Here is a 23996-nt window from a genome sequence, read left to right as displayed (position 1 = left end):
TCCCGGATGTGTCTGAGCTGTGGTTATTATGTAGATACTCTTTATTTATTCTACGGCATTAAAGAGGGTCGTTCAATAGGATGACAGGGAAGGGGGAATTTACTCGGCGCGGAGAATCGCCAGCGGCTTTTGTCCCAAGATCCGGTAGGTCATCAAGAAACCGGTCAGGAGGGTCAGAAGAAGGGTCGCGATCACCCCTTGCAAGAGGGAGACGCCGTCAAACCGCCACGGCAGATCGAGAAAGAAATGGACGATCCCCCAGGAAAGCCCGATCGAGAGGAGGCCGCCGACGGCGGCGGCAAGAAGGCCGAGAAGGCCGTACTCCACCGCCATGATCGCAAGCAGCGTCGGCCGGGTCGCCCCGAGGGTTTTGAAGAGGGTCATTTCGTGAAGCCGGCGGGCGCGGGTCGCCGCAATCGCGCCGGAGAGGACGATCAGCCCGACGGCAAAGCCGAAAAGGGCCATGAACCGGACCGTCCGGGTGATCTCTCTGAGGATTCCGGCGATCGTCTCCAGGATTTCCCGCAGATGGATGACGGTGACATTCGGAAAGGCGCGAATGACGGCGTTCTGGATCGGAAGGTCCTCCGCGGGGGTCGTCGTTGCGGTCGCCACATAGGTAATCGGCGCGCCGTCGAGCGCCCCCGGCTCGAAGATGAAGAAGAAGTTCGTCGAGAGGCTTCCCCAATCGACATCACGGATGCTCGTCACCTCCCCCTCGATCGGAACCCCTTGGATATCAAAGGTGACCTTCGAGCCGATCCCGATCCCGAGATGCCGCGCCGCCTCCGCCTCCGCCGAGATCCGGGCAACCGCGCCGTTGGGATTCCCCCCTTCCCACCATTCGCCCTTGCGGATCGTATTGTGCTTCGGAAGACCCTGTTGGTAGGTCAGAACATACTCCCGGGTGAAGTACCATCCGTCGGGACGCTCCTCGACCTGAATCTCGGAGACCTTTTGGCCGTTTAAATCGAAAAGCCGCGAGCGGACCAGCGGGGTCAGCTCGACCGGCTTTTTTAGATCCCACTTCGCCATGATCTTCTCGAACGGCTCTTTTTGGTCGGGCTGAAGGTCGATAAAAAAGAGACTCGGCGCATCGTCCGGAATATTCTGCTGAAGATTGGCCAGGAGATTCTTCTCCACCTGCAACAGCGTGAGGAGAATCAACACGCCGATCCCGATCGAAAGGACCACCGTCATGATCTGCCGTCCGGGGCGGGTGAGGTTGCCGATCCCGTAGCGGAAAATCAGCGGCCGGGGGCGGCCGAAGATGCGGATCAATCGTAACGCCCCCCAGGTCGCCCCGAGCAGAAGGACGACCGCCGACGCCACCCCGCCGATCACCCAGCTACCCAATCGCCACGACCCCGCTTGCCAGATCGAGAGCCCGGCCCATCCGAGGACAATGAGGAGGCCCAGCGCGAAGGAGCGGGATGAGAAAAAAGAGAAGAACCTTTTGGAGTTCTCCCCGATCGCCTCCCTCCCTCTCCCGGGCTCCCCAAAAGAATCTTCCACCTCCTGCCGGAAGACCCGCGACGGCGCGATCCGCCAGACTTTTTGAAGCGGCCAGAGGGAGAAGAGGATGGTCGTTCCCACCCCCATGGCCACGCCCCGGAAAATCGGAAGGAAAGACATCTCGAAAGCGAAACCGGGGGGGAGAAATCGGGTGAGAAGCCCGAGGAGCGATTGATACATCGCCACCCCCAGGCCGACGCCGAGGAGGCTGCCGACGGCCCCGAGAAAAGCGGCCAGGAGAAGATAGATCAGAAGGACGGAAAAAGCGGGACTCCCGAGCGATTTGAGAATGGCGATCGTCCCGATCCGCTCGGTCAAAAAAGCATGGATGTTGCTCGCCACGGCGATCCCCCCGATCATCAAGGTAATCAGGCCGACGAGACCGAGGTAGGTGGTGAAATTCTCAAGAAACCGCCCGAGACGGGGCTGAGACTCCCGGTAGGTCTTCAGCCGGACCGATTCGCTCGCCCACCGCTCCTCTAATTCGGTTTTGAGGGAGTCGGCGTTCCAGGGCTCCGGGGTCTGAAAGAGAATTCGCCGGTTGATCCGGCTCCCGGTTTGGACCAGCTTCGTCCGCGCCAATCCCTCCTGAGACAACATGACGCGCGGCCCCAGGGTAAACGTTCCGACGGCCCGGTCGGGCTCTCTGCGGATGACCCCCTTGATCGTGAAGGCGGCCTCCCCCAGCTTGAGCCGGTCGCCCACCTGAAGGCCAAGCCGAATCAACAGCCCTTCCTGAACCCAGGCCGCTTCGGGATCTTGAAACGGGTCGGAGGTCGGCGGATCGACGGCAAACCGCCCGTAGAAAGGATAGCCCGGCTCGACCGCCTTTAACTCCACGAGCTGCGACTGATACCCTTGCGGCGCGTCTTGAGAGGAGGGGTCGGTGGCGGCCATGCCGATCATTTCGGTGATCCGGACCAGTCGAATTCCTTGGCCGGTCAAATCGGCCAGCGCCGCCTCCCCCTCCGGCGACAACGGCTGCCTTAACCGCGCCTCCAGATCGGCCGTGAGGAGATTGCGCGCCTCATGGAAGGTCATCTCTTCCAGATTGGCCGCGATGATGCCGACCGCCACGATCGATCCGACGCCGAGGGCGATCGAGAAGAGAAACGAGAGGAAATGCCGGAGGGAGCCGCGCGCTTCGCGCCAAATCATTTTGAAAATAAAAAAGGCCATGTCAGACTTCCGTTATCCTTCGTTCCTTAACTCATCCCCCACGACCTTCCCGTCGCGCAGCGAGAGGACCCGCTCGGCCCGGGCCGCCAGCGACGGATCGTGGGTGACCAAAATCAGCGTGCTCCCCTGATCGCGGTGAAGCTGAAGAAGGAGATCGATGACGCGGGCGCCGTTGGCGGAATCGAGATTGCCGGTCGGCTCATCGGCGAGGAGAAGGGCCGGCTTCGCCGAATAAGCCCGGGCGACGGCGACCCGCTGCTGCTCCCCGCCCGAAAGCTGGACCGGATAATGATGTTTCCGATCGCCCAGCCCCACCGCATCGAGAAGACGGATCGCTTCCCGGTCGGCGGACCCCTCTCCCCGAAGCTCCAGCGGGACCTGGACGTTCTCCAGGGCGGTCAGCGTCGGGATGAGATGGAACGACTGGAAGATCATTCCGACCTTTTCCCGGCGGAGGCGCGCGAGATCATCTTCGCTCAACGCGGAGAGGGAGACGCCGTCGATCCGGATCGACCCGGAGGTCGGCCGGTCGAGTCCGGCGATCAGCCCGAGCAGGGTCGACTTGCCGCTCCCGGAAGGGCCGACCACGGCAAGGAACTGCTTGGCGGGAACGGAAAGATCGATCCCGTCTAAAATGGTGACGGTCCTTCCGCCGCTGGTGAGTTGCATCGTGAGATTGGAAATTTCAATCATGGGCGCTCCTCGTCCTCAAACACAAGCTCGTATTATACACCAGGCGGAAAGGAAGGAACAGAAGCGGAAGAGATTCGCTTATCGAGCCAACTTCTTAAGGAGGAAGGTGGATATCAAAGGAAGAGGGAGAACCTCATCGACGGCCCCCCGGGCGATCGCCTCCTTCGGCATGCCGAAGACGATGCAGGTCGCCTCGTCCTGGGCAACAGTCGTCGCCCCCGCCTGTTTCATCTCCAGGAGGCCCGCCGCCCCGTCGTCTCCCATCCCGGTCATGATGACGCCGACCGCGTTCGGCCCCGCCGCCTTGGCAACCGAGCGGAAGAGGACATCGACACTCGGACGGTGGCGGGAAACCGGCGGGCCGTCGACGATCTCCACGGCGTAATGAGCGCCGTCGCAGGTGAGGAGCATATGATGGTTCCCCGGCGCGATCAAAGCCCGGCCGGGGATCACCCGATCCCCGTGCGCCGCCTCCTTGACCTCGATCCCGCAGCGTTGGTTGAGGCGATTGGCGAACGCTTTGGTGAAACCCTCCGGCATATGTTGGACGATGACGATCCCGGGGGCGTCGGGGGGCATCGCTTCGAGGCACTCCCGGAGCGCTTCGGTTCCCCCGGTGGAGGCGCCGATCGCGACGATCTTGTCGGTTGTAAAGGTCAGCGGACGCCTGCTCCCCGGCGGGAGGATGACATCGGCGTTTTGTTTCTTTCCCGACGATCGGAGGGGCGACGCAGAAGGCCGGAGGCGCGCATGGGCCGCCCCCCGCACCATCTCCGTCAAAGCGCGGGCCGATTCGGAAAGAAAATCTTTGACCCCCATTTTCGGCTTGGTGATGATCTCGACCGCTCCCTCTTCCATCGCCCGAAGCGCCGCTTCCGACCCTTCTTCGGCAAGGCTGGAGCAGATCACGACCGGAATCGGATCTTCGGCCATGATCTTTTTGAGAAAGGTTAAACCGTCCATCCGGGGCATTTCGAGGTCGAGGAGGATCACATCGGGCCGGGTCTGCTGCATCTTGCCGATGGCGATCAACGGATCGGCCGCGGTGACGACGTGGATGTCCTTCTCCCGCGAGAGCAGGGCGATCATCGTCTGGCGGACGACGGCGGAATCATCCACCACCAACACATTCAAAAAACGCCCCGCTCCGTTTTCCATCGTCATGGTTTTCGGCTCCATTCGGCATTCCCCCGACCTCCCCCCTTCACGTAGACCGTCGGGAGGACGCTCCGGACGCGATCGGCCAGTCCGGTGAGGCTCTCCGCATGACCGATAAAGAGATACCCCGTCGGCGAGAGCGCGCGGAGCAAGCGGTCGATGACGCGGCGTTTCGATTCGGCGTCAAAATAGATGAGAACGTTCCGGCAAAAAATGAGGTCCAGCGGTCCTGAGGTGGGATAGACTTCTTCGTTGAGATTGAGCCGCTCGAATTGAACGATGGAGCGGATCTCCGGGCCGGCTTTGATTTTCCCCTCTTGGCTTCCGGTCCCCCTCAACATAAAGGGTTGAAGATAGCGGGGCGGGATCTCCTTCGCCTTTTCGATCGGCCAGACCCCCTTCCGGGCCCGCTCCAGCGCGCGGGTGGAGAGATCGGTCGCCAAGACTTCGATCCGCCACCCGGAAGTGAACGGGAATTGAAGCAGCAGACTCATCGCGAGGGAGTAGGGTTCCTCCCCGGTGGAGCAGCCGGCGCTCCAAACCCGGATCTTTCGGGGCCGCCGTCCCGACTCCCCCTCGCGGGACCACTCCGGCAGAAGCCGCCGTTCGAGAAACTCGAATTGTCCCGGCTCGCGGAAGAAATGGGTCTCGTTGGTGGTGACGGCGTCGAGAAGGAGAATTCGCTCCGCTTCCCCCTCTTGAAGGACGAAGCGGTAGTAAGCCTCGAAGGAGGGGAGGCCGAGCTCCCGGAGCCGGCGGGTCAATCGACCGGCCAGCAGCGTGTTTTTGACTGAAGAGAGGTAAATGCCGGCCTCTTTGTAAATCAGCTCCTGAAAGAGAGAAAATTCCCGATCCGTCATCGGCCGAAGAGCGATCCGCTCCCGCGCCGGCCTCTCTTCCTCTTTCATCACCGTCCCGGCTCGCGCTCTTCAGCAGGACGCGGATCGGACCCGGCCGCTTCCTGGAGCGACGCCACCACCTGCAGCTCGTCGGCGGATAAAACGCGGTCGGCATCCAAAATCAAAACGAATTTCTTCCCGGCCTTCCCCATCCCTTTCAAATAATCGGTTCGGATCTTGGTTCCGAAGGCCGGCGGCGGGGTCACCTGCTCGGGAGAGAACGCCATCACCTGGCTGACGGCATCGGCCATGATCCCCATGACCGAACGCTCCCCTCCCAGATCGACCTCGACGATCACGATACAGGTCCGCTTGCCGACCGGGCTCTCCGGGTGTCCGAACTTCACCGCCAGGTCGATCACCGCCGCCACGCTCCCCCGAAGGTTGATGACCCCCCGCACCCAGGGAGGGGTCATCGGAACCTTCGTCAGAGCGTCATATTCGATAATCTCCTTCACCTGGAGAATATCGATCGCATATTCCTCTCCGGACAGATGGAAGGTCAGGTACTGCATCTGATGGGTCATCTGATTCACGATTTTGTCCTTCCTCGCCAGAAAGTGTTAACGGGCCGGCCGGGCTTCTTTCGGAATGCCGACCGGGCCGACCGACATTCGCTGGCTCATCATGGAGCTGATCAACGCCAGCCCGAGGACAAGCAGGGTCGCAATGCCGACCCCCCATGCCAGCGAGGAGCTGTTCATCCCCGTCGCGGAGGCCGCCGACGCGGTCGCCGAGGAGGCGGTCGGCATGAAATTCGACGCCATCATCGCCGTATAATGGAGTCCGACGATCGCCCCCCCCATCACGAAGGCGCTGATTCCCTTTTGAAGCAACCCGATCCCCCCCGTCTCGTTACGCAGATGGAAAGAGAGCCAGAGGGCGACAACCGACACCACCACGGCGATGACGACGGAGAGAAGGAAAAAAACCGGATCATACGAAACGGTCGCATCGACCCGCACCGCCCACATCCCGGAGTAGTGCATGACCCCGATTCCGACCCCCATCAAAACCCCGCCGAGCAGCAACTGGGTAAGCCCCATCTCATTGCGGCTGACGATAAAGAGGGCGATCGCCGAGGCGATGATCGCCGCGATCATCGAAAAGATCGTAATTCCGATGTCATACGAAATCGGAACCGGAAGGCTGAAGGCAAGCATGCCGATGAAATGCATCGACCAGATGCCGATTCCCATCGCAGTGGCCCCTCCCAGCAACCATACGGTGCGCGACCCTCCCTGCGCCGCCGTGACCCGCCCGGCGAGGTTCAACGCCGTGTACGATGCCACGATGGCAACGACAATTGAAAGAACGACCAGCAGCATGTCGTAGCTGCTCGTCATGGCCATATTCATCCCTGTGTTTAACATTTCATACCTCCTTGCTTGGTGTTGTTACCGCACTTCCTTTATTAGAAACGCTTGAATTCATGATCGTGCTCTTCCGCAGGGGTCGCACCGTTTCCCTCCTCGCTTCGCCTTCCCTCCTTCACCCCCGCGAGTGAAGCGGCCCTGTCCTTCGCTTCCTGTAACAGGAGCTCCTCCCTCTCATGCGCCGGAGCCGTTTCGATGAGATCCTGGCGTTGTTCCCCCATCTCGTCTTTTCCGAACCGGAAGTAGGCCATCAGCTGTTGCAATGCAATCGCCTGAGAAGACATCTCCTCCGCCGTGCTCGAAAGCTCCTCCGCCGCCGCGGCATTGCGCTGGGTCACCTGGTCGACCTGTCCCATCGCCTTGTTGATCTGCATCACCCCCGACGATTGCTCCCGGGAGGCCGCCGCCACCTCTTGGACCAACTCCGCCGTTTTCCGGATCAAAGGAACCAGCGCGGAGAGCATCTCTCCCGCGCGCTCCGCCATCTTGACGCTGGAGCCGGCCACCTTCCCGATCTCCTCCGCCGCCGTCTGGCTTCGCTCCGCCAGCTTTCTGACCTCGGTCGCCACCACGGCGAACCCTCTTCCATGCTCTCCGACCCGCGCCGCCTCGATCGCCGCATTCAGGGCAAGCAGGTTCGTCTGATAAGCGATCTCTTCGATCACCGAGACCTTCTCCGCGATCTCCTTCATCGCGTCGACCGTTTCCGTCACCGCCTTTCCGCTCTCCTCGGCATCCTTCGCCCCTTTGACCGCCATCTGCTCCATCTGCCGGGAGTTGTCGGCGTTCTGCGTGATGGAGGCGCTCATCTCCTCCAGACTGGAAGTGACCTCTTCCACCGACGCGGCCTGCTCGCTCGTCCCCTTCGACACCCCCTGCGACGAAGCGGAGACCTGCGACGAGGCGGAGGTCAGGGAATCGGCTTGACTCCGGACCTGCGTGATGATCTGTCTGAATTTCGAAATCATGACATCCAAGGCAAGCAGGAGCTGCCCGACCTCGTCTTTCGAGGTGACGTCGATTCGGGCCGTCATCTCGCCCTGGGCCACCTGATTGGCGACATCCACCGCCCGGCCGAGGGGGGTGGTAAAAGAGATGATGAGGGCGATCGACAGTCCCGCCAGACAGACCACGCAGACGAAGCTGATGATGGCGATGATCACCATCAACATCCGCTCATTATTGTCGGCCTGAACGAACGCGGCGGAGATGACCGATTCATTCTGGCGGATGACGGTGTTTAGTTTCTCGGCCAGGTCGTCGTATTTTGCCTTGACCGCGTCGGGGAAAGCGCCCCTTCCCCTCCCTTGCAGCGCGGCCTGTCGCGCTTCGGAATAATAGTCCTGGAACATCCCGATCATCCGTTCTATCTCGGACGCCGCGATCTCCCGATTTTGCTTCCCGCTCTCCAGCTTCTTGATCAATTCATCTTGAATCGCTTCGGCGGTTTTGAGCTCCTCGATTTTTCCGGCCGTGACGACCTCTTCCAAGACGAGATGAAGCGCGCCAAACGACTTCTGCAGCTCCTGGCTCAATCGCAATGCGGGATAGTAGCCGGTCTCGATTCGATCAAACAGCGCTCTGTTCTTGTTCCCCATGAAGAGGACGACAAGAATCATGATGACAAAAGCGACGGTCGCCAGGATGGGCAAAAGGATCACTTTCGATTTCACCGTCATATCTTTAAACATCTCTACCTCCTGCAAAGGGCGTTAAGAAAAACCGTACAACGGAAGACCGTTCATCAGCGGCCCGGAGCCACCTCCATTGAAGCTCCCCGCCGCAAGCAGCGGGGAATGTGCAGTTATAAATCGGGTACGAAGTACTTCTACTCACATCGCGAAGCCATCTTCGACCGAAAGGAGAAAATTCTATTTGTATTCGCGCGTCTAACCCTCGCCCCCAGGGGGCGGGGAATGCGACGCGCGTGCGTGTTCACTTACCCGGCGATTCTCTCCGGTCGGCGTTTCACCGCCTCACGCAGCAATCCCGGCACATCCAAAATCAGCGCCACCCGTCCGTCTCCTAAAATCGTCGAGCCGGAGATCCCCGGAAGGCCATGAAAAAGTTTTCCCAACGATTTGATCACCGCCTGCATCTCGCCGTGGAGGAGATCGACCACCAAACCGGCCTCCTTCCCTCCCGAATTCACAACCACCACGCTCTGCCGGCGGGGAGGGCTTCCCCCCAGATGGAACAGACTCCGAAGATGCAGATAGGGAAGCGGCCTCCCGCGAAGGGAGATCACGCCGTCGCCGTTCGGATGGACGCTCTCCTCCCTCGGCAGCTCCACACATTCCGTGACCGCCTCGAGGGGAAGGATATAGGTCTCGGAGCCGACCCCCACCGCGAACCCTTCGATGATCGCCAGGGTCAGCGGGAGCCGAAAGGTAATCGTCGTCCCCTTCCCCTCGTTGCTCTCGACCGAGATCGATCCGCGCAAGGCATCAATGTTTCGTTTGACGACATCCATCCCGACCCCCCGTCCGGAGAGATCGGTCACCGCTTCCGCGGTGGAGAACCCGGGCTCGAAGATGAACCGGTAAACCTCCTCGTCCGACAGCCCCTCCGCGCTCGCGATCATCCCTTTCGAGAGGGCCTTCTCGATGATCCGCCGCCGGTTGAGTCCCGCCCCGTCGTCTTCGAGTTGGATCACGATGCTTCCCGCGTCATGGAAGGCGCGAAGGACCAGGCGGCCGCATGGATCTTTTCCGAGCGCTTTTCTCCGGTCGGGCGGCTCAATCCCATGGTCGAGGGCGTTCCGGATCATGTGAACCAGCGGATCTTTCAAATGCTCGATCACGGTGGTGTCGACCTCCACCTCCTCCCCTTCCAGGCTGAGGCGGGCGCTTTTCCCATGGGCTCTGGCGACATCCCGGACAGTCCTCAGATGCGGTCGAAAGATCGGGCCGACCGGAACCATTCGAATCTTCATCACCTGCTCCTGCAGGTCGATGAAAAGGCGGTTCGCCTCCTGATGCGCTTCCAGGAGATCCTCTCTTCTCCCTTTCCATTCCAGCAACTGTCCGAGGCGTCCCTGGGCAATCGCAACCTCGCCGGCAAGATTCAACAGCCGGTCTAATCGATCGATGTCGATTCGGAGGGTCTTGGTCCGTTCATTCGTAAAATGGCGATCCCCTTCCCTTCTTCCCGGCTCCTTGCGGCGATCCTGCGTCGGAGCGTCGACAGGGATCTCTTCTCCTTCCACGGCCGCCAATGGAAGTCGCCGAAAAAAATTGAGGGCCGCCGAAGAGACCGTTCCGGCTTCGGTTTCCTCGATGACGATCCGCCGGAGATAATCAACGGCTTGCAGCAGCAGACTGATCAGCCGATCATGGACTGGAAGCGTCCGGTTTCTCAACCGCTGAAGAAGATCCTCGACGACGTGAGCCGACTCGGCCGTCTGGACGAAGCCGAGGCTTGACGCATTCCCCTTCAATGTGTGCGCCATCCGAAAGATCGTGTGAAAGAGTTCGTCATTCTCCGGCTCCGTTTCGAGCGTGATCAACAACTCCTCCATCTTGGAGAGATTCTCCTCCGCCTCGACCAGAAAGGTCTTCAGAACCATTTCCAGGGTGATATCCTCGGGACTCATCTCTTTCGGCTCTCGTTCCATCGATCCCTCTTATAGCGATTTCACCCAGACAACGCCGTCATCGGTCTGGAAGATCAATTTGCGGCCATACCGCCCCCCCACATCTTCCCCGATGATTCCTATCCCCGCTTCTTCTAAAAGCCTTCGGGCGACCCCGACGTTCTTCATTCCGAGATGGTTCTCACCCTCTTTAAAAGCCTCGATGACGCAAGCCCCTCCGAAGAGCTTGGCCACCAGCCGCTCCTTCACGCATCCGAGGGAGAGCAGACTTTCAATGAGGCACTGCACCGCCACATTGCCGTATCGAAACGACGCGGCGACACCCCCCGCCCAGTGGGGGAGGAGATAATGGTTGATTCCGCCGACCTTCAACAGAGGATCCCAGAGACAGACCGCCACGCATGATCCCAAAATCGTCGTCACCGCAGCCGGCTCGGAGGAGACACGAAACTGTCCGGGATGGAGATAGACCTTCAAGCGCCCGCCCTGCGCCTCTCTGCCGGCGGGGCGGCCGGCGCTTCCACTCACGCCCCCCTCACCCCCGCGGCCACTCGCGCGTGAAGGCCCGCGCAATAGAGGGACATGGCGGCGTGGGTTGCCAGAAGATCGAACATCTCCTGATCGATCGCTTCCAACGCCGTTTTATGTTGGAGCAGCCTGAAAATAGCGATCACGCCGGTCACCTTTCCCTCCACCTTTAACGGAATGCAGGCGATCAGCGGGGTCCGGTCGGAGGCAGCGGGGTCCGCCCCGTTCTCCTTGGCGAGATAAATTTCCCCGGCCCTGACCGTCTCGCCGATCTTCCCCTCCCCGACCGGAATGCGCCCGTAGCGCGCCGTATCAATCCCCATCGAGGCGGTCAACGTAAGCATTCCCCCGTCATCCAGGTCGAAGATCGCAAATTCCTCGCAACCGACCAGATTGATGATGATCTCCTGGACGGAGCTGAGAATCTCCCTCCGGTCCAACGTCCCATGCAGGCGGTAACTGGCCACATAGAGATTGGCGAGGTTGGAATTCTGAACCTCGACCTCCAGGTATTTTTGGGAAAAGCTGTGGTTCTCCTCCCGAATCTCGGCCATTTGACGCTTCAGGGCCTCTTCTTCCCTTCGACGATGCTCGATCTCGGCCCGCATCGTCGAAAGCGCCTCCTCGGAATCCCGCCTCTCTTTTTGCAGCCCCGCCACCAGGTTGCGGAGCCGCTCGTTCTCCGTCAGAAGGTCCTTGGCAAAACGGCGCGTTTCTTCATGAACCTTCCAGACATATCCCTCTCCACCCTTCTCCTCTTCGCCCATCCGAATCCTCCCTGCGCTACTCGCCCAGATATGTCTTGACCTTCGACATCAACTCGACGCCGTTGATCGGCTTCGTCACATAATCGGTGCACCCGCTTTGATAGCCTTTTTCGACGTTTCCTTCTTCCCCCCGCGTCGTAACCAGGATAATCGGGGTCGATCGGGTCGCATCACTCTGCCGGAGCTGCACACAGGCCTCGAATCCGGTCATATTCGGCATCATCACATCCATGAGGATCAGATCGGGCCGCTCCGCCGCCGCTTTTTCGACCGCCTCCCGGCCGTCTTTGGCGGTCACCAGATCGTATCCCCCCTTCGCCAGGATCATCTTCTCCATCATCAGGATGGTGCTGGCGTCATCCACCAACAAAATCTTCTTTCGTCCCACGATCTCCCTCCCTTTTTCTCTCCGCAGTCAACTTTCCGATCGTCACAGTAATGAAATCTAGCACATCTTTTCATTCCGTCAAGGAATACGATTAGACAACATGAATTCACTTACCGATACAAACTTGATCAATCGCCCTGTTTATGACAAAATAATTTTTTGAAAGTCGCAGAAAAGCAAGTTTCGGAAAGAGGGAGGAGAGTTGAAGCAAGGGATCGTTTTATTTTTACTGGTTTTTTTTCTTCTCGGGACGGCGGATGATCCCGGAAGGAGCCCCTTCTTTGCGGCCCATGCGCAGGAACGGGAGCGGGTGATCGTCGCCTTCGGCGACAGCCTCACGGCCGGCCTGGGGGTCGCGGCGAGCGAAGGGTACCCGGCGGTGCTGGAGGAAAAGTTGAAAGAGGCCGGCTTTTCTTATCGGGTCATCAATTCGGGGGTGAGCGGGGAGACGACCGCGGGGGGACTCCGCCGGGTCGATTGGGTCCTACGAAGCCGGCCGGAGATCGTCATTTTGGAGCTTGGCGCCAATGACGGACTGCGCGGGCTCGACCTGATTCAAACCGAAAAAAACCTTGCCGGCATCATCGAGCGCCTCCAGGAAGCCGGGGTGGAGGTGATTTTAGCCGGGATGAAGATGCCGCCCAATTATGGGAAGGAGTATACGGAAGGGTTTGAGAAGATTTTTCCGAGACTCGCCGCGCGATACCGACTGACATTGATCCCATTTTTCTTAGACGGGGTCGCCGCGCAATCGAATCTCAACCAGGCCGACGGCATCCATCCGACGGGGCAGGGTTATCGCGTCATCGTCGATCGAATCTGGCCGATCATCAAACCGTTGCTGAACAAATAAGAGAAGGGCCAGAAAGGGGGAGGGGAGATCAAAAGGCTTCGGCGGTGAGAGAAGGCGCCTTCCCTTCCCGTTGCGAGGAGAGAAGCACCGTGATCACCCCCCGCTTGCTCTCGGTCTGCATCAAGACCGGAACCCGCTTGTCGTCCTCCGTAAACCAGATAAAAAAGCGGCCTTTGCTTGAAAGGGGGCTTTCTTTCGGGAGGGCCGTCTCGACTTTCGTCGTTTGAAAGGTCCCGGCGGGTGTCGTGACAAGCTGCCTGGATAAACTCCGGACCTCCAGCTTGCCGTTCTTTTCGCTCTCATGGATATCGATGGAAATCTCCTCGCCGGCCTCCGGAAGCGGCTGCGTTCTGAAAAAATAAAGCGAGCTCAAGGAATCTTGAACCCGGGGAGGAATTTCGAACGTCTCCGCTTCATTGTTCTTCCACTGAACCGCGCGATGGCCGACCTGATCGAAGGTCACCACCTTTTCTTCCGTCTTTCTGCGCCGCTCCTTTCGGATTTCAATCCGGTGCGAATAGAGGCCCTTCATATCCATGTAGGACTCCACCCGATCGTTGATCGGAACGAGAAGGGAAAAAAAACCGCTCGATTTCACCTCGGAGATCAGGTGGTAGACCGCCCTCCCCTGCAGGATCGTTTCCTCCACCTTCATGACCGCCTTCCCCACCTTGGCGTCATTGAGCAGGACATCGTAAACGAACCGCTCGCCGGGGGCGAAGGGAACCGGCGAGCGGTATGAGACGGGGGGGATGGCGCCGAATGCGCCGGGAGAGATCCTCTCCAGCGTCAAGGCGGGAAAAAGGATCAAGAAAAAAAGGAGGGGGGCGACACGTTTCTTCATGATTTTTCTTCCTTCCGACGAAATGGGATAGGAGCGTCTGTCGATGGAGGACATCGAGAACCCGCCCGATCGTAAAGGAAAGAATAACAGATCACGATCTCATCGGCATTCGGAAGGAAGCGTAGTTTTGATAAGAAAATACCCTATAAAAAGGAGGATAAAGACCGAGAGGGTCTGGCGGAGAAAACCTTCAGTATCCCATTTCGGTCAAGAAGGCGTCATTCTTGCCCCACCCCTTCTTGACCTTGACCCAGAGCTCCAGGAAGACGCGGGTCCCGAGGAGGGTTTCCAGCTCTTCCCTCGCCTGTTTTCCGATTTCTTTCAGCATCTGTCCCTTCTGCCCGATCAAAATGCCTTTCTGGGAGTCCCGCTCCACAAAAAGGGTCGCCTGAATCGTGATGAGATTCTTCTCTTCCTCCTCTTTGAACGTATCGATGTAGACGGCGACGGCGTAGGGGATTTCTTCGTGGGTCTTTTGGAAGACCTTTTCGCGGATGATTTCGCCGGCCAAAAAACGGACCGGCTGATCGGTGACCAGATCCTCCGGAAAAATCGGCTCTCCTTCGGGGAGATAGGAGAGGGCGATGGGAACCAAGCGGTCGATGTTCTCCCCGGTAAGGGCGGAGATCGGGAAAATCTCCGAAAATTGGGTCTGCTCGTTGTAAAAAGAAAGAAGCGGAATCAATCGATCTTTCTTCACAAGATCGATTTTGTTGATCACCAATACCTTCGGCGTCTTGATCTGCTGCAAGTGTTCGGCGATGAATCGGTCCCCCTCCCCCGGCTCCGGATCGGGCTCGACCATGAAAAAGATCAGGTCAACCTCCTGAAGCGATCCGATCGCCGTTTGGACCATCCGCTGGTTCAGCTTGTTCCGGGCCTTATGAATTCCGGGGGTATCAAAGAAGACCATCTGCCCTTCGGGAAGGGTCTTCACGCCGACGATTCGGTTGCGGGTCGTCTGCGGCTTGTCCGAGATGATCGAAACCTTCTGACCCAAGAGGTGATTGAGCAGCGTCGACTTCCCGACGTTGGGACGCCCGATAATCGCGATAAATCCTGAACGGTAAGACATCGACATCACCACAAAAAAGAAGAGGCCACCCTTCGGATCGCCTCAATCATAAAACGGTCACCCGATTTAGATCGGATTCCCCTCAGTCAAAAAATTCATAAATCAGCTCTCCCTCTTTTGCCAGCCCCAGACGGTCCCGGGCGATCCGCTCAATGGCATCGGAATCGGTCTTTAATGTCTTGATCCGCCGGCCGAGCCTTTCATTCTCCTCCCGGAGCGCTTCATTCTCTCTCCGAAAATGCGCATAGGTCTGCTTCATCTTGATGAATTTCAGCAGCCCCATTTCGCCGAAAAGAAGGGAGAGGAGGAGATAGCCGTTGGCGACGAGGGCCATCGCGCAAAAGAGGCGTTTCAGACGGGTCTGCCGATGCACGACTTCCCCTTTTGTCCGGTTCCTCATAAGAGAGAGCACAGGTGAGGTGTTAGGCGTGTAGCCTAGAAAATGGAGCGGCCATTAGAAGCGTGAGGGGTAAAAGATGAAGGTCTTTAAATCTTTCGACTTGACCCCTTACGCCTCGCCCCTCACGTCTATTCGCCTTTAAAGGTGATAGTTCAGCCGAAGCGTGAGGGAGTTCTCGTTGATGATCCGCGCCTCGCTCGAGAAATAATAGTTTCCGTAAATCTTGAATTCAGCGCCGATGAAAAAACCGATGAAGTCGTCCGATCGGATCGTCGGGCCTCCTTCGAATTTCCCTTGCGCCTTCGAAAGCAGGAGACCGAAGTAGGGGACGAACTGCTCCATCCCCTGGAGCGATCCGCCCAGGAACGATTCGATCTCGGTCCAGGTGACCTTCGGCGCCGCCGACCCGCCGTCCCGGCTGAAGAATTCGAGAAATTGAATTCCGGCGCCGATTTTGAGTTTGTCTTTTTGGAAGAGGGTCCACCGTCCCCCTCCTCCGAAGGCGATCCCGAAGTCTCCTTGAAAATTCCGGGGACCGGTCTCCAGATCGGCGACGCCGACCCGAAGATAGAGATCGACAAAATGGGTCAGCCCGTAGACCCCTTGGAGGAGGATCCGCTCGCTCGTCGCCTCCCCGCCGAACCCGTTTTGGCCGGCGTCCATGTCGCGCTGGACCAGATCATATTCGAGGTTGAATTGGGAAAGGGTGTTCGGCTTCCCCGATGCGGTCGGCTCTCCGATGACCCCCGCCCTTGCTTCCTGCGCCCAGATCAGAAAAAAGAATCCCGAGACCAACAAAAGAAAGTGCGATAACCGTCCTTCCCTCGACCTTACACAACCCCCGCCTCGCCCCGCGACGCCCATTCCGCCTCCCCTATTGGATCGAAATAACGGGAGGGGTGACGCCGAACGCCTCGCGTTATTTCAAATAAAGGTTTTTCCCTCGAAACACCGCCGCATCGCCCAGTTCCTCTTCGATTCGAAGGAGTTGGTTGTACTTGGCGGTTCGATCGGTCCGGGAGAGCGAGCCGGTCTTGATCTGTCCGGCCCCGGTGCCGACCGCCAGGTCGGAGATCGTCGTATCTTCGGTCTCTCCCGACCGATGTGAAACGATTGTACCATATCCCGCCTGTTTCGCCCGCCCGATCGTATTGAGGGTCTCGGTCAAGGTGCCGATCTGATTCAGCTTGATCAGGACGGCGTTTCCGATCCCCTCCCGAATTCCTTTCTCCAGGATCTTTTCATTGGTGACGAAGAGATCGTCGCCGACCAGCTGGACCCGTTTCCCCAAATGCTCGGTCAGCATCTTCCACCCTTTCCAATCGTTCTCCGAAAGCCCATCTTCGATCGAGACGATCGGAAAAAGATCGATCAGCTCCTCATAATAGCGGACCATCTCTTCGGGAGAAAACGCCTTCCCCTCGGATTTGAGATGATATTTCCCCTTTTCGTGGAACTCGCTCGCCGCCGCATCGAGGGCCAACAGCACATCCCGCTCAGGCCGGTAGCCGGCCTCCTCGATCCCCCTGATGATCATTTCCAACGCTTCCTTGTGCGACCGGACCGCCGGGGCGAATCCTCCCTCATCGCCGACCGCGGTGGTATACCCCTTCTTTTTCAAAACCGATTTGAGGCTGTGGAAAATCTCCACCCCCATCCGGAGCGAGTCCGAAAAGGTGGCTCCCCCCGCCGGGATGATCATGAACTCCTGAAAATCGAGACCGTTGTCGGCGTGCGCGCCGCCGTTGATGATATTCATCATCGGAACCGGAAGCTCCCGCGCCCCGAGCCCCCCGAGATAACGATAAAACGCCATTCCCCGCTCCTCCGCGGCCGCTTTCGCCGCGGCGAGGGAGACGCCGAGGATCGCATTCGCCCCCAAAGACCGCTTGTTCGGGGTCCCGTCCAGCTTGATCAGCGCTTCATCGAGGGACGCCTGCTCTTCGGCAAAAAGGCCGATGATCTCCGGCCGGATCTTCTTGCGGATGTTCTCGGTCGCCTTGAGGACCCCTTTCCCATGGTATCGCTTCGCGTCTTTGTCGCGAAGCTCCAGCGCCTCCCGCTCCCCGGTCGACGCTCCCGAAGGGGCCGCGGCCCGGCCGACGGCGCCGCTTTCGAGAAACACTTCCACTTCGACCGTCGGATTGCCGCGGGAATCTAAAATCTCACGCGCATGCACATCAGCGATTTGACTCATTCGAACCTCCACACCCAAAATTCGTAGGGGCGAATCTTGCCTGCACTGTTCCACCGTGTATTCGCCCGGTCTCAATCGTTTCGCAGTCAGGGCGATCACAAGGATCGCCCCTACGTCTGCAATTTTTTCTTCAACAGTTCGTTCAGCTTTCCGGGGTTCGCCTTTCCCCCGGAGCGCTTCATCACCTGTCCGACGAAAAATCCGAGAAGCTTCTCCTTGCCGGCCCGATAACCCTCGACCTCTTTCGGATTCGCCGTCATCACCTCGTCGATCACCCCTTCGAGCGCCGATTCATCGCTCACCTGGACGAGCCCCTTCTCCTCGACGATCTTTTCGGGATCGGCGCCGCTCCGATACATCTCTTCGAAGACGGTCTTGGCGATCTTTCCGCTGATCGTTCCGGCCTCGATCATCTTCAGCATCGCCGCGAGCTGCCGGGGACGGACCTGCGCCTGGCCGATCTCCTTATTCTCATTGTTCAGCTCCCGGAGAAGATCCCCCATCACCCAGTTGCTGACGTTCTTCGGCTTCGGATAAAGCCGGACGGTTTCTTCGAAGAAAGCGGCCAGCGCCTGCGAACCGGTCAGGATCACCGCATCATATTCCGGGATCTGGTATTCCGAGACAAACCGTTTCCGCTTGGCGTCGGGAAGCTCCGGCAGGGTCGCCGCAATTTCATCGATCCATTTCTGATCGACGGCGAGGGGAACCAGATCGGGCTCGGGAAAGTAGCGGTAGTCATGGGCCTCCTCTTTGCTTCGCATCGAAAAGGTCATTCCGCTCTTGGCATCCCAAAGCCGGGTCTCCTGAACGACCTTTCCCCCCTCCTCCAAAATTTTCTCCTGCCGCGCGATTTCGTACTCGATCGCTTTTTGGACAAATCGGAAGGAGTTCATATTTTTTATCTCGGCCCGGGTGCCGAACTTTTCGCTTCCGGCCGGCCGGAGCGAGACGTTGGCGTCGCAACGGAAATTTCCCTTCTCCATGTCGGCATCGGAAACACCCGTATAGACCAGAATCTCGCGGAGTTTCTTCAGATAGGCGACCGCCTCTTCCGGCGTCCGAAGGTCGGGCTCGCTGACGATCTCCAGAAGAGGGACCCCCGCCCGGTTCAAATCGACATGGCTCGCCCCCTCGATCCCCTCGTGAAGATTTTTCCCGGCATCTTCTTCCATGTGAATCCGGGTCAGCCCGATCTCCCGCATCTTCCCGCCGACGGCGATCTCAACCAGGCCGTGCTCGGCGAGCGGCAGCTCATACATCGAAATCTGATATCCCTTCGGCAGGTCGGGATAAAAATAGTTCTTCCGCGCAAAGCGCGCATAAGGAGCGATCTTGCAATGCGTCGCCAGCCCCATCCGAATCCCCTGCTCCACCACTTTCCGATTGAGCACCGGCAAGACCCCCGGATGGCCTAAACAGATGGGGCAGGTCTGGCTGTTCGGCGGCTGGCCGAACTTCGTGCTGCAGCCGCAGAAGATTTTTGATTCGGTGAACACCTGGGCATGCACTTCAAGCCCAATGACAGCTTCGTACTTCATTCAAATCATCCTACTATAAATGACGACGTAGGGGCGACGCACGCGTCGCCCCTACTACAGGTTCATTTCAATCATGCGTTCGGAGCGATTTCAAAAAACCGAGATAACGTTCCGAAACTTTGTTCTTCTCGGCCCCTTGGATCATTTTACTCAGGTAGGACCGGGAGGGAAGGAAAACGCCTTGACGGATCGCCACATAGGTCAGCGCCGGAAGGGTCTCCCCATCCATCTCCACGAAGACATCCTGGCGGATGTAGGAATTCGGATAGTCGGCGAACTTATCCATCCGCTTCAGGTCATCCAGCGTCAAATCATAAAGGACGCCGCAGATCTCCTTTCCCCGCTCCGGAAGGATATCGGCGGTCCCGCTGTTCCACGATCGGGACCACCGCGTAAAGGCGAGGGCGTAATTCGGCAGCCGTACCGTACCGATCACGCGGTGTCCGGGACAGCGGGTTTGCATCTGCTCATGATCCATGTTGGATCCGTAGGCAAAATAAATCACGACAGCGACGGCCTCCGTGTGTGAAATTCCGTTTCTTGTTCAAAGGTGTAGGCGACGCGAAGAATCCCCTCTTCGTCGAACGCGCGACCCAAAATCTGCAAGCCGATCGGAAGCCCCCCCTTGGAGAAACCGCCGGGGAGGGAGATCGCCGGGATGCCGGCGAGGTTGACCGAGATCGTGAAGATATCGGAAAGATACATCTGGAGCGGGTCGGCGGTCTTCTCCCCGAAGCGGAACGCCGGGGTCGGCGCGGTCGGGGTGACGATGACATCGACTGCTTTGTAGGCTTCGTCGAAATCGCGCTTGATCAACGTCCGGACCTGCTGGGCTTTTTTATAATAAGCATCATAATAGCCGGCGGAGAGAGCGTAGGTCCCGAGCATGATCCGCCGCTTCACCTCCTGCCCGAATCCCTCGGCCCGCGTCTTCATGTACATCTCCAGTAAATCGCGCCCCTCCGGGGCCCGATAACCGTACCGGACGCCGTCGTAGCGCGCCAGGTTGGAGCTCGCCTCCGCCGTCGCCAAGATATAATAGGTCGCGACGGCATATTCGGTGTGGGGAAGCGAGATCTCCTTCACCTCCGCCCCGAGCTTCTTGAGCGTCTCGATCGCCTGCGCGACCGCCCCTTCCACCTCCGGGTCCATCCCCTCGATGAAATATTCTTTCGGAACGCCGAGGCGCATCCCCCGAACGTCGCGTCTCAAAGCGCGGGTCAAGTCGGGCATCGGAAGATCGGCCGAGGTCGAATCGGACCGATCGTATCCGCCGATCACGTTCATCAGGGTCGCCGTGTCGGTGACATCTTTGGTGAGCGGGCCGATCTGATCGAGCGATGAGGCAAACGCCACCAGACCGTATCGGGAGACCCGTCCGTAGGTCGGCTTCAACCCGACCACCCCGCAGCAGGCCGCCGGCTGGCGGATGGAGCCGCCGGTGTCGGACCCCAACGCCGCCGTCGCCTCCGAGGCGGCCACCGCCGCGGCCGATCCGCCGCTCGACCCCCCCGGAATCCGGGAGAGGTCCCAGGGGTTCTTTGTCTTCTCAAAGGCCGAATTTTCGGTCGAGGAGCCCATGGCGAACTCATCCATGTTGGTCTTTCCGAGAAAGATCGCCCCCGCTTTTTTCAAAGAAGAAACCACCGTTGCGTCATAGGGGGGGCGATAACCGTCGAGGATTTTAGAAGAGCAGGTCGTCCGAACTCCTTCGAGACAGAGGTTGTCTTTGAGGGCGATCGGGATGCCGGCCAGCGGACCGATCGCCTCTCCGCGCGCAATCGCCTGATCGATCCGGTCGGCCTGCGCGAGCGCCTCTTTCTGAGTGAGGGTGTTGTAAGCGCGGACCCCCTTTTCGACCGATTCGATCCGCGCGTAGAAAGCGTCCACCAGCTCCTTCGCAGAGACCGATTTCTTCTTCAGCGCGTCATGCAGCTCATGCGCGGTTAACTCCACCCAGTTCAAATCCCGCTCCTGATCGCTTCGACTCGGTTCTTTTCGTCCACCTTGACCACCTTCGGCTGATACCCTTTGAGCTCTTCCTCGTTATAAGCGGCATAACAGAAGATGATCACCTTGTCCCCGACCACTCCCTTTCGGGCCGTCGGCCCGTTGAGACAAATGGTGCCGGAGCCTTTCACTCCCGGCAGGGCATAGGTCACAAACCGTTCGCCGTTGCTGAGATTGGAGACCATCACCTGCTCATAGGGGAGCATCCCCGCCGCCGCCATCAATCCCTGATCGATGGTAATGCTTCCCTCATAATCCAACTCGGACTCCGTGATGGTGGCCCGGTGAATTTTGGATCGTAACATCTGTCTTAACATCCAATTCCTCTTTATAATGGATAGGCGTTAAAACCGTTCACCCATCCCGATGTTATTATTTATGAAACAACTACTCGATAATCTTCGGAACGCGGAAGAACGGTCCCTCCGCATCCGGAGCGTTCTGCATGACCTTTTCAACCGGGAGCGACGGTCTCGCGCGATCCTCTCGAAAGACGTTCGAGATCGACATGACATGGGACGTGGGTTCGACCTCCTTTGTGTCGAGTTGATTGAGTTTCTCGACATAGGTGAGGATGTTGCTGAGCTGATCGGTCAACCGTTCGATCTCTTCAGACGACAACTCCAGCCGCGCCAGCTTCGCGACGTGCAACACCTCTTCCCGACTGATTTTCACTTTATTTTCCCCCGATCACCCGCTGATTTTTTACAAACATTTTTCCAGTCTAGCATATTTCAATGCCAATTTCTTCGTCCCGGCCGAGGAGAAGGCGACGGTGACTTTCGCCCCCTCTCCCTCTCCCTCGCACCGCTGGACGCGGCCGATTCCGAAGAGCGGATGGCGGACCATCGCGCCGACCGGGAAGAGCCCCGCCTCGCTTTCCTGGATGTCGTTATAGACCGGATCGTCCGACTCTTTCTTGACCCGCCAGCTCTGCGCGCGGCGGCCGTCCGCCTCCGGACGGAAGGCCGGCCGGCGGCTCACGATCGTGATCCCCTCCTTCGGCAGCTCTTGAATAAATCGGGACGGCGCGTTCCACTGAGCGCTGCCGTAGAGCCGCCGGTGCGCGGCGCTGACGAGGTAGAGCCGCTCCATCGCACGGGTCATTCCAACATAGCAGAGTCGCCGCTCTTCTTCCATCTCCCGAAGATCGGTGAGCGACCGGGAGTGGGGAAAGAGCCCCTCCTCCATCCCGATCAGAAAGACGACCGGAAATTCGAGCCCCTTCGCCGAGTGGAGCGTCATCAGCGTCACCCCGCCGCCGCTCGCGTCCCGTTCATCCCCATTCGAGACCAATGCGATCTGGTCGAGAAAGGCCTTCAGGTCGGTCGGACGCTCGGTTTCGGCCACGCCGGAAAGCTCCTCCTCGTCGACGATCGGATGGAACTGATCGGCCGCGTCGATAAACTCCATCACGTTTTCGATCCGCCCTTCGGCCTCCGTCGTGAATTCCTTCTTCAGATAATCGAGATAATGAAGCTCTTCGATGAGATAACGGACGACCTGCGATAACGGTTGGCTCTCGGAGACGATTCGGATCGCCTCAATAAACTGATAAAAAGCCGAGAGGCCCCGTCTCGCCCCGCCGGTCAGCTCGATTTGATCGGGAAGCATCGCGTCGCTCCCAGAGACAATTCGGCCGATGGCATCGTACAACGAAAGGGCGTGTGTCTCCGCATAGGTCGCGAGCCGATCCAGAGAAGTCGCCCCCACCCCCCGTTGCGGCAGATTGATCACCCGCCGGAGGCTGAGTGCGTCTTCCGGATAGACGGTCAGCCGGAGATAGGCGATGAGATCCTTGATTTCCTTCCGCTCATAAAATCGAAGGCCGCCGAAGATGAAGTAAGGAATGCCGGCGTTGCGAAGGGCCTCTTCCATCACGCGCGACTGGGCGTTCGTCCGATAAAGAATGCAGAAGTCGGAAAGGGTTCGTCCTTCCCGATCGACCAAGCCCCGGATCGTGTCGCGAACGAAGCCCGCTTCTTCCTCCTCGCTTTCGACCTGGGACCAGAGGATCGGCTCCCCCGTCGGGTTCTCGGTGAAGAGCTGTTTCGATTTTCGCTTGGTGTTGTTCTCGATCACCGCCGATGCCGCCGCCAGGATCGTCCGGGTCGACCGGTAATTCTGGTTGAGGATCACCACCCTCGTGTCGGGGAAATCGCGCTCGAAGCTGAGGATGTTTCCGACGTCGGCCCCGCGAAAGGCGTAGATCGACTGGTCGTCGTCGCCGACGACGCAGAGATTTCGCCGCTCCGAGGTGAGGAGCCGAATCAGCCGATACTGGGCCGGGTTGGTGTCTTGATACTCGTCGACCAAAATATATTCGTACTGTTCCCGATAGCGCCGGCAGACCTCCGGGACCGACTCGAAGAGCCGGATCGTCAACCCGAGCAGATCGTCGAAATCGAGCCCCTGCGCGGCGATCAACCGTTCCTGGTAGAGGGCATACACTTTCTTGAGCTTGTCGTCCAGACCGTAGTCGGCCCCCTTCTCCGCGAATTCGGCGGGGCTCATCAACTGGTGCTTCAGCTGGCTGATCCGGGTCAAAAAAGTCCGCGGCGGATAGAGATCTTCATTGACCGACAGCGCCTCGGTGCACCCCTTCACCAGGGCGAGTTGATCGCCGGCATCGTAGATCAAAAAGTCGTTCTTGTAGCCGAGCAGATGGATGTGGCGCCGAAGGAACTTGAGACAAGCCGCATGGAAGGTCGAAATCGTCAGCCGCCGGCATTTCTCCGGCGAAACCAGCTGCGCGATCCGCTCCCGCATCTCTTCGGAGGCTTTGTTGGTGAAGGTCACCCCGAGAATCGCGGAGGGCGAAACGCCGCGCTGCTCGACCAGATAAGCGATTCGGTGGGTGATCACGCGGGTCTTGCCGCTTCCGGCGCCGGCCAAAATAAGAAGCGGCCCTTCCGTATGCCGGACCGCTTCGCGCTGCTCTGGATTCAAACCACTGAGAAGATCAGTCAATCGAAAAT

23 protein-coding genes are annotated in these 23996 nt (G+C 58.9%); 1 reads left to right on the top strand and 22 read right to left on the bottom strand.

The features are described from left to right. Positions 1 to 99 precede the first annotated feature (99 nt). The 11 genes from MNODULE_RS15930 to MNODULE_RS15880 all read right to left on the bottom strand — a co-directional run bounded on the left by MNODULE_RS15930 (position 100) and on the right by MNODULE_RS15880 (position 12098). Positions 100 to 2694, bottom strand: a complete 2595-nt coding sequence (locus MNODULE_RS15930; protein ID WP_168061662.1) for an ABC transporter permease — start codon at positions 2692 to 2694, stop codon at positions 100 to 102. A 12-nt stretch (positions 2695 to 2706) separates the two neighbouring features. Further along, positions 2707 to 3387, bottom strand: a complete 681-nt coding sequence (locus tag MNODULE_RS15925) for an ABC transporter ATP-binding protein (RefSeq protein ID WP_168061660.1) — start codon at positions 3385 to 3387, stop codon at positions 2707 to 2709. 78 nt (positions 3388 to 3465) lie between these two features. Further along, a complete protein-coding gene (locus MNODULE_RS15920; RefSeq protein WP_238339598.1) occupies positions 3466 to 4566 on the bottom strand; it encodes a protein-glutamate methylesterase/protein-glutamine glutaminase in 1101 nt (366 codons plus the stop codon). Beyond that, complete coding sequence (locus tag MNODULE_RS15915; protein WP_168061658.1) at positions 4548 to 5453, bottom strand: CheR family methyltransferase; 906 nt, start codon at positions 5451 to 5453, stop codon at positions 4548 to 4550. Before MNODULE_RS15915 ends, MNODULE_RS15920 begins: the two co-directional genes overlap by 19 nt. Continuing rightward, the gene (locus tag MNODULE_RS15910) at positions 5453 to 5971 is read right to left on the bottom strand and encodes a chemotaxis protein CheW (RefSeq protein WP_168062577.1); all 519 of its coding nucleotides are present in this window, start codon (positions 5969 to 5971) and stop codon (positions 5453 to 5455) included. The genes MNODULE_RS15915 and MNODULE_RS15910 overlap by 1 nt, the downstream gene beginning before the upstream one ends. Positions 5972 to 6007: 36 nt before the next feature. Continuing rightward, a complete protein-coding gene (locus MNODULE_RS15905) occupies positions 6008 to 6817 on the bottom strand; it encodes an MHYT domain-containing protein (RefSeq protein WP_168061656.1) in 810 nt (269 codons plus the stop codon). 41 nt (positions 6818 to 6858) lie between these two features. Further along, positions 6859 to 8511, bottom strand: coding sequence for a methyl-accepting chemotaxis protein (locus tag MNODULE_RS15900; protein ID WP_168061654.1), 1653 nt, complete (start codon positions 8509 to 8511; stop codon positions 6859 to 6861). A 248-nt stretch (positions 8512 to 8759) separates the two neighbouring features. Beyond that, positions 8760 to 10436 carry a chemotaxis protein CheA gene (locus MNODULE_RS15895; protein ID WP_202882240.1) on the bottom strand — a complete coding sequence of 559 codons (1677 nt, stop codon included), beginning with the start codon at positions 10434 to 10436 and terminating at the stop codon, positions 8760 to 8762. 9 nt (positions 10437 to 10445) lie between these two features. Beyond that, a complete protein-coding gene (locus MNODULE_RS15890) occupies positions 10446 to 10943 on the bottom strand; it encodes a chemotaxis protein CheD (protein ID WP_202882239.1) in 498 nt (165 codons plus the stop codon). Next, a complete protein-coding gene (locus MNODULE_RS15885; RefSeq protein WP_168061652.1) occupies positions 10940 to 11710 on the bottom strand; it encodes a GAF domain-containing protein in 771 nt (256 codons plus the stop codon). Before MNODULE_RS15885 ends, MNODULE_RS15890 begins: the two co-directional genes overlap by 4 nt. 16 nt (positions 11711 to 11726) lie before the next feature. Beyond that, positions 11727 to 12098: a response regulator gene (locus MNODULE_RS15880; RefSeq protein ID WP_168061650.1), complete on the bottom strand. Its 372-nt coding sequence runs from the start codon at positions 12096 to 12098 to the stop codon at positions 11727 to 11729. Positions 12099 to 12300: 202 nt separating this feature from the next. Between MNODULE_RS15880 and MNODULE_RS15875 the strand changes: the two genes are divergently transcribed. Continuing rightward, positions 12301 to 12951 (top strand): arylesterase, encoded by a 651-nt coding sequence (locus MNODULE_RS15875; RefSeq protein WP_168061648.1) that lies wholly within the window; start codon positions 12301 to 12303, stop codon positions 12949 to 12951. 28 nt (positions 12952 to 12979) lie between these two features. On the opposite strand, the gene MNODULE_RS15870 is transcribed toward MNODULE_RS15875, so the two are convergent. The 11 genes from MNODULE_RS15870 to MNODULE_RS15820 all read right to left on the bottom strand — a co-directional run bounded on the left by MNODULE_RS15870 (position 12980) and on the right by MNODULE_RS15820 (position 23988). After that, positions 12980 to 13795 carry a DUF3108 domain-containing protein gene (locus MNODULE_RS15870; RefSeq protein WP_168061646.1) on the bottom strand — a complete coding sequence of 272 codons (816 nt, stop codon included), beginning with the start codon at positions 13793 to 13795 and terminating at the stop codon, positions 12980 to 12982. A 190-nt stretch (positions 13796 to 13985) separates the two neighbouring features. Further along, on the bottom strand, positions 13986 to 14870 hold the full coding sequence (gene era, locus MNODULE_RS15865) for a GTPase Era (protein WP_238339597.1): 885 nt from the start codon (positions 14868 to 14870) through the stop codon (positions 13986 to 13988). 82 nt (positions 14871 to 14952) lie between these two features. Next, positions 14953 to 15243 (bottom strand): septum formation initiator family protein, encoded by a 291-nt coding sequence (locus MNODULE_RS24785; protein ID WP_168061642.1) that lies wholly within the window; start codon positions 15241 to 15243, stop codon positions 14953 to 14955. A 165-nt stretch (positions 15244 to 15408) separates the two neighbouring features. Continuing rightward, positions 15409 to 16134 carry a hypothetical protein gene (locus tag MNODULE_RS15855; protein WP_168061640.1) on the bottom strand — a complete coding sequence of 242 codons (726 nt, stop codon included), beginning with the start codon at positions 16132 to 16134 and terminating at the stop codon, positions 15409 to 15411. 55 nt (positions 16135 to 16189) lie between these two features. Beyond that, positions 16190 to 17467, bottom strand: coding sequence for a phosphopyruvate hydratase (gene eno / locus MNODULE_RS15850; RefSeq protein WP_168061638.1), 1278 nt, complete (start codon positions 17465 to 17467; stop codon positions 16190 to 16192). Positions 17468 to 17577: 110 nt separating this feature from the next. Then, positions 17578 to 19008 (bottom strand): Asp-tRNA(Asn)/Glu-tRNA(Gln) amidotransferase subunit GatB, encoded by a 1431-nt coding sequence (gatB, locus tag MNODULE_RS15845; RefSeq protein WP_168061636.1) that lies wholly within the window; start codon positions 19006 to 19008, stop codon positions 17578 to 17580. 67 nt (positions 19009 to 19075) lie between these two features. Beyond that, positions 19076 to 19513, bottom strand: coding sequence for a gamma-glutamylcyclotransferase family protein (locus MNODULE_RS15840; RefSeq protein ID WP_320412482.1), 438 nt, complete (start codon positions 19511 to 19513; stop codon positions 19076 to 19078). After that, positions 19510 to 20973, bottom strand: coding sequence for an Asp-tRNA(Asn)/Glu-tRNA(Gln) amidotransferase subunit GatA (gene gatA / locus MNODULE_RS15835; protein WP_168061632.1), 1464 nt, complete (start codon positions 20971 to 20973; stop codon positions 19510 to 19512). Before gatA ends, MNODULE_RS15840 begins: the two co-directional genes overlap by 4 nt. Next, complete coding sequence (gene panD, locus MNODULE_RS15830; protein ID WP_168061630.1) at positions 20970 to 21335, bottom strand: aspartate 1-decarboxylase; 366 nt, start codon at positions 21333 to 21335, stop codon at positions 20970 to 20972. The genes gatA and panD overlap by 4 nt, the downstream gene beginning before the upstream one ends. A 70-nt stretch (positions 21336 to 21405) precedes the next feature. Continuing rightward, complete coding sequence (gene gatC / locus MNODULE_RS15825) at positions 21406 to 21693, bottom strand: Asp-tRNA(Asn)/Glu-tRNA(Gln) amidotransferase subunit GatC (RefSeq protein WP_168061628.1); 288 nt, start codon at positions 21691 to 21693, stop codon at positions 21406 to 21408. 30 nt (positions 21694 to 21723) lie between these two features. Further along, a complete protein-coding gene (locus tag MNODULE_RS15820) occupies positions 21724 to 23988 on the bottom strand; it encodes an ATP-dependent helicase (RefSeq protein ID WP_168061626.1) in 2265 nt (754 codons plus the stop codon). Positions 23989 to 23996: the final 8 nt, after the last annotated feature.

The organism is Candidatus Manganitrophus noduliformans (genome assembly GCF_012184425.1).
In the GTDB taxonomy this organism is placed as follows: Bacteria; Nitrospirota; Nitrospiria; order SBBL01; family Manganitrophaceae; genus Manganitrophus; species Manganitrophus noduliformans.
The sequence above is the reverse complement of the archived record's forward strand: the minus strand, read 5'-3'. Positions and strand labels throughout refer to the sequence as shown.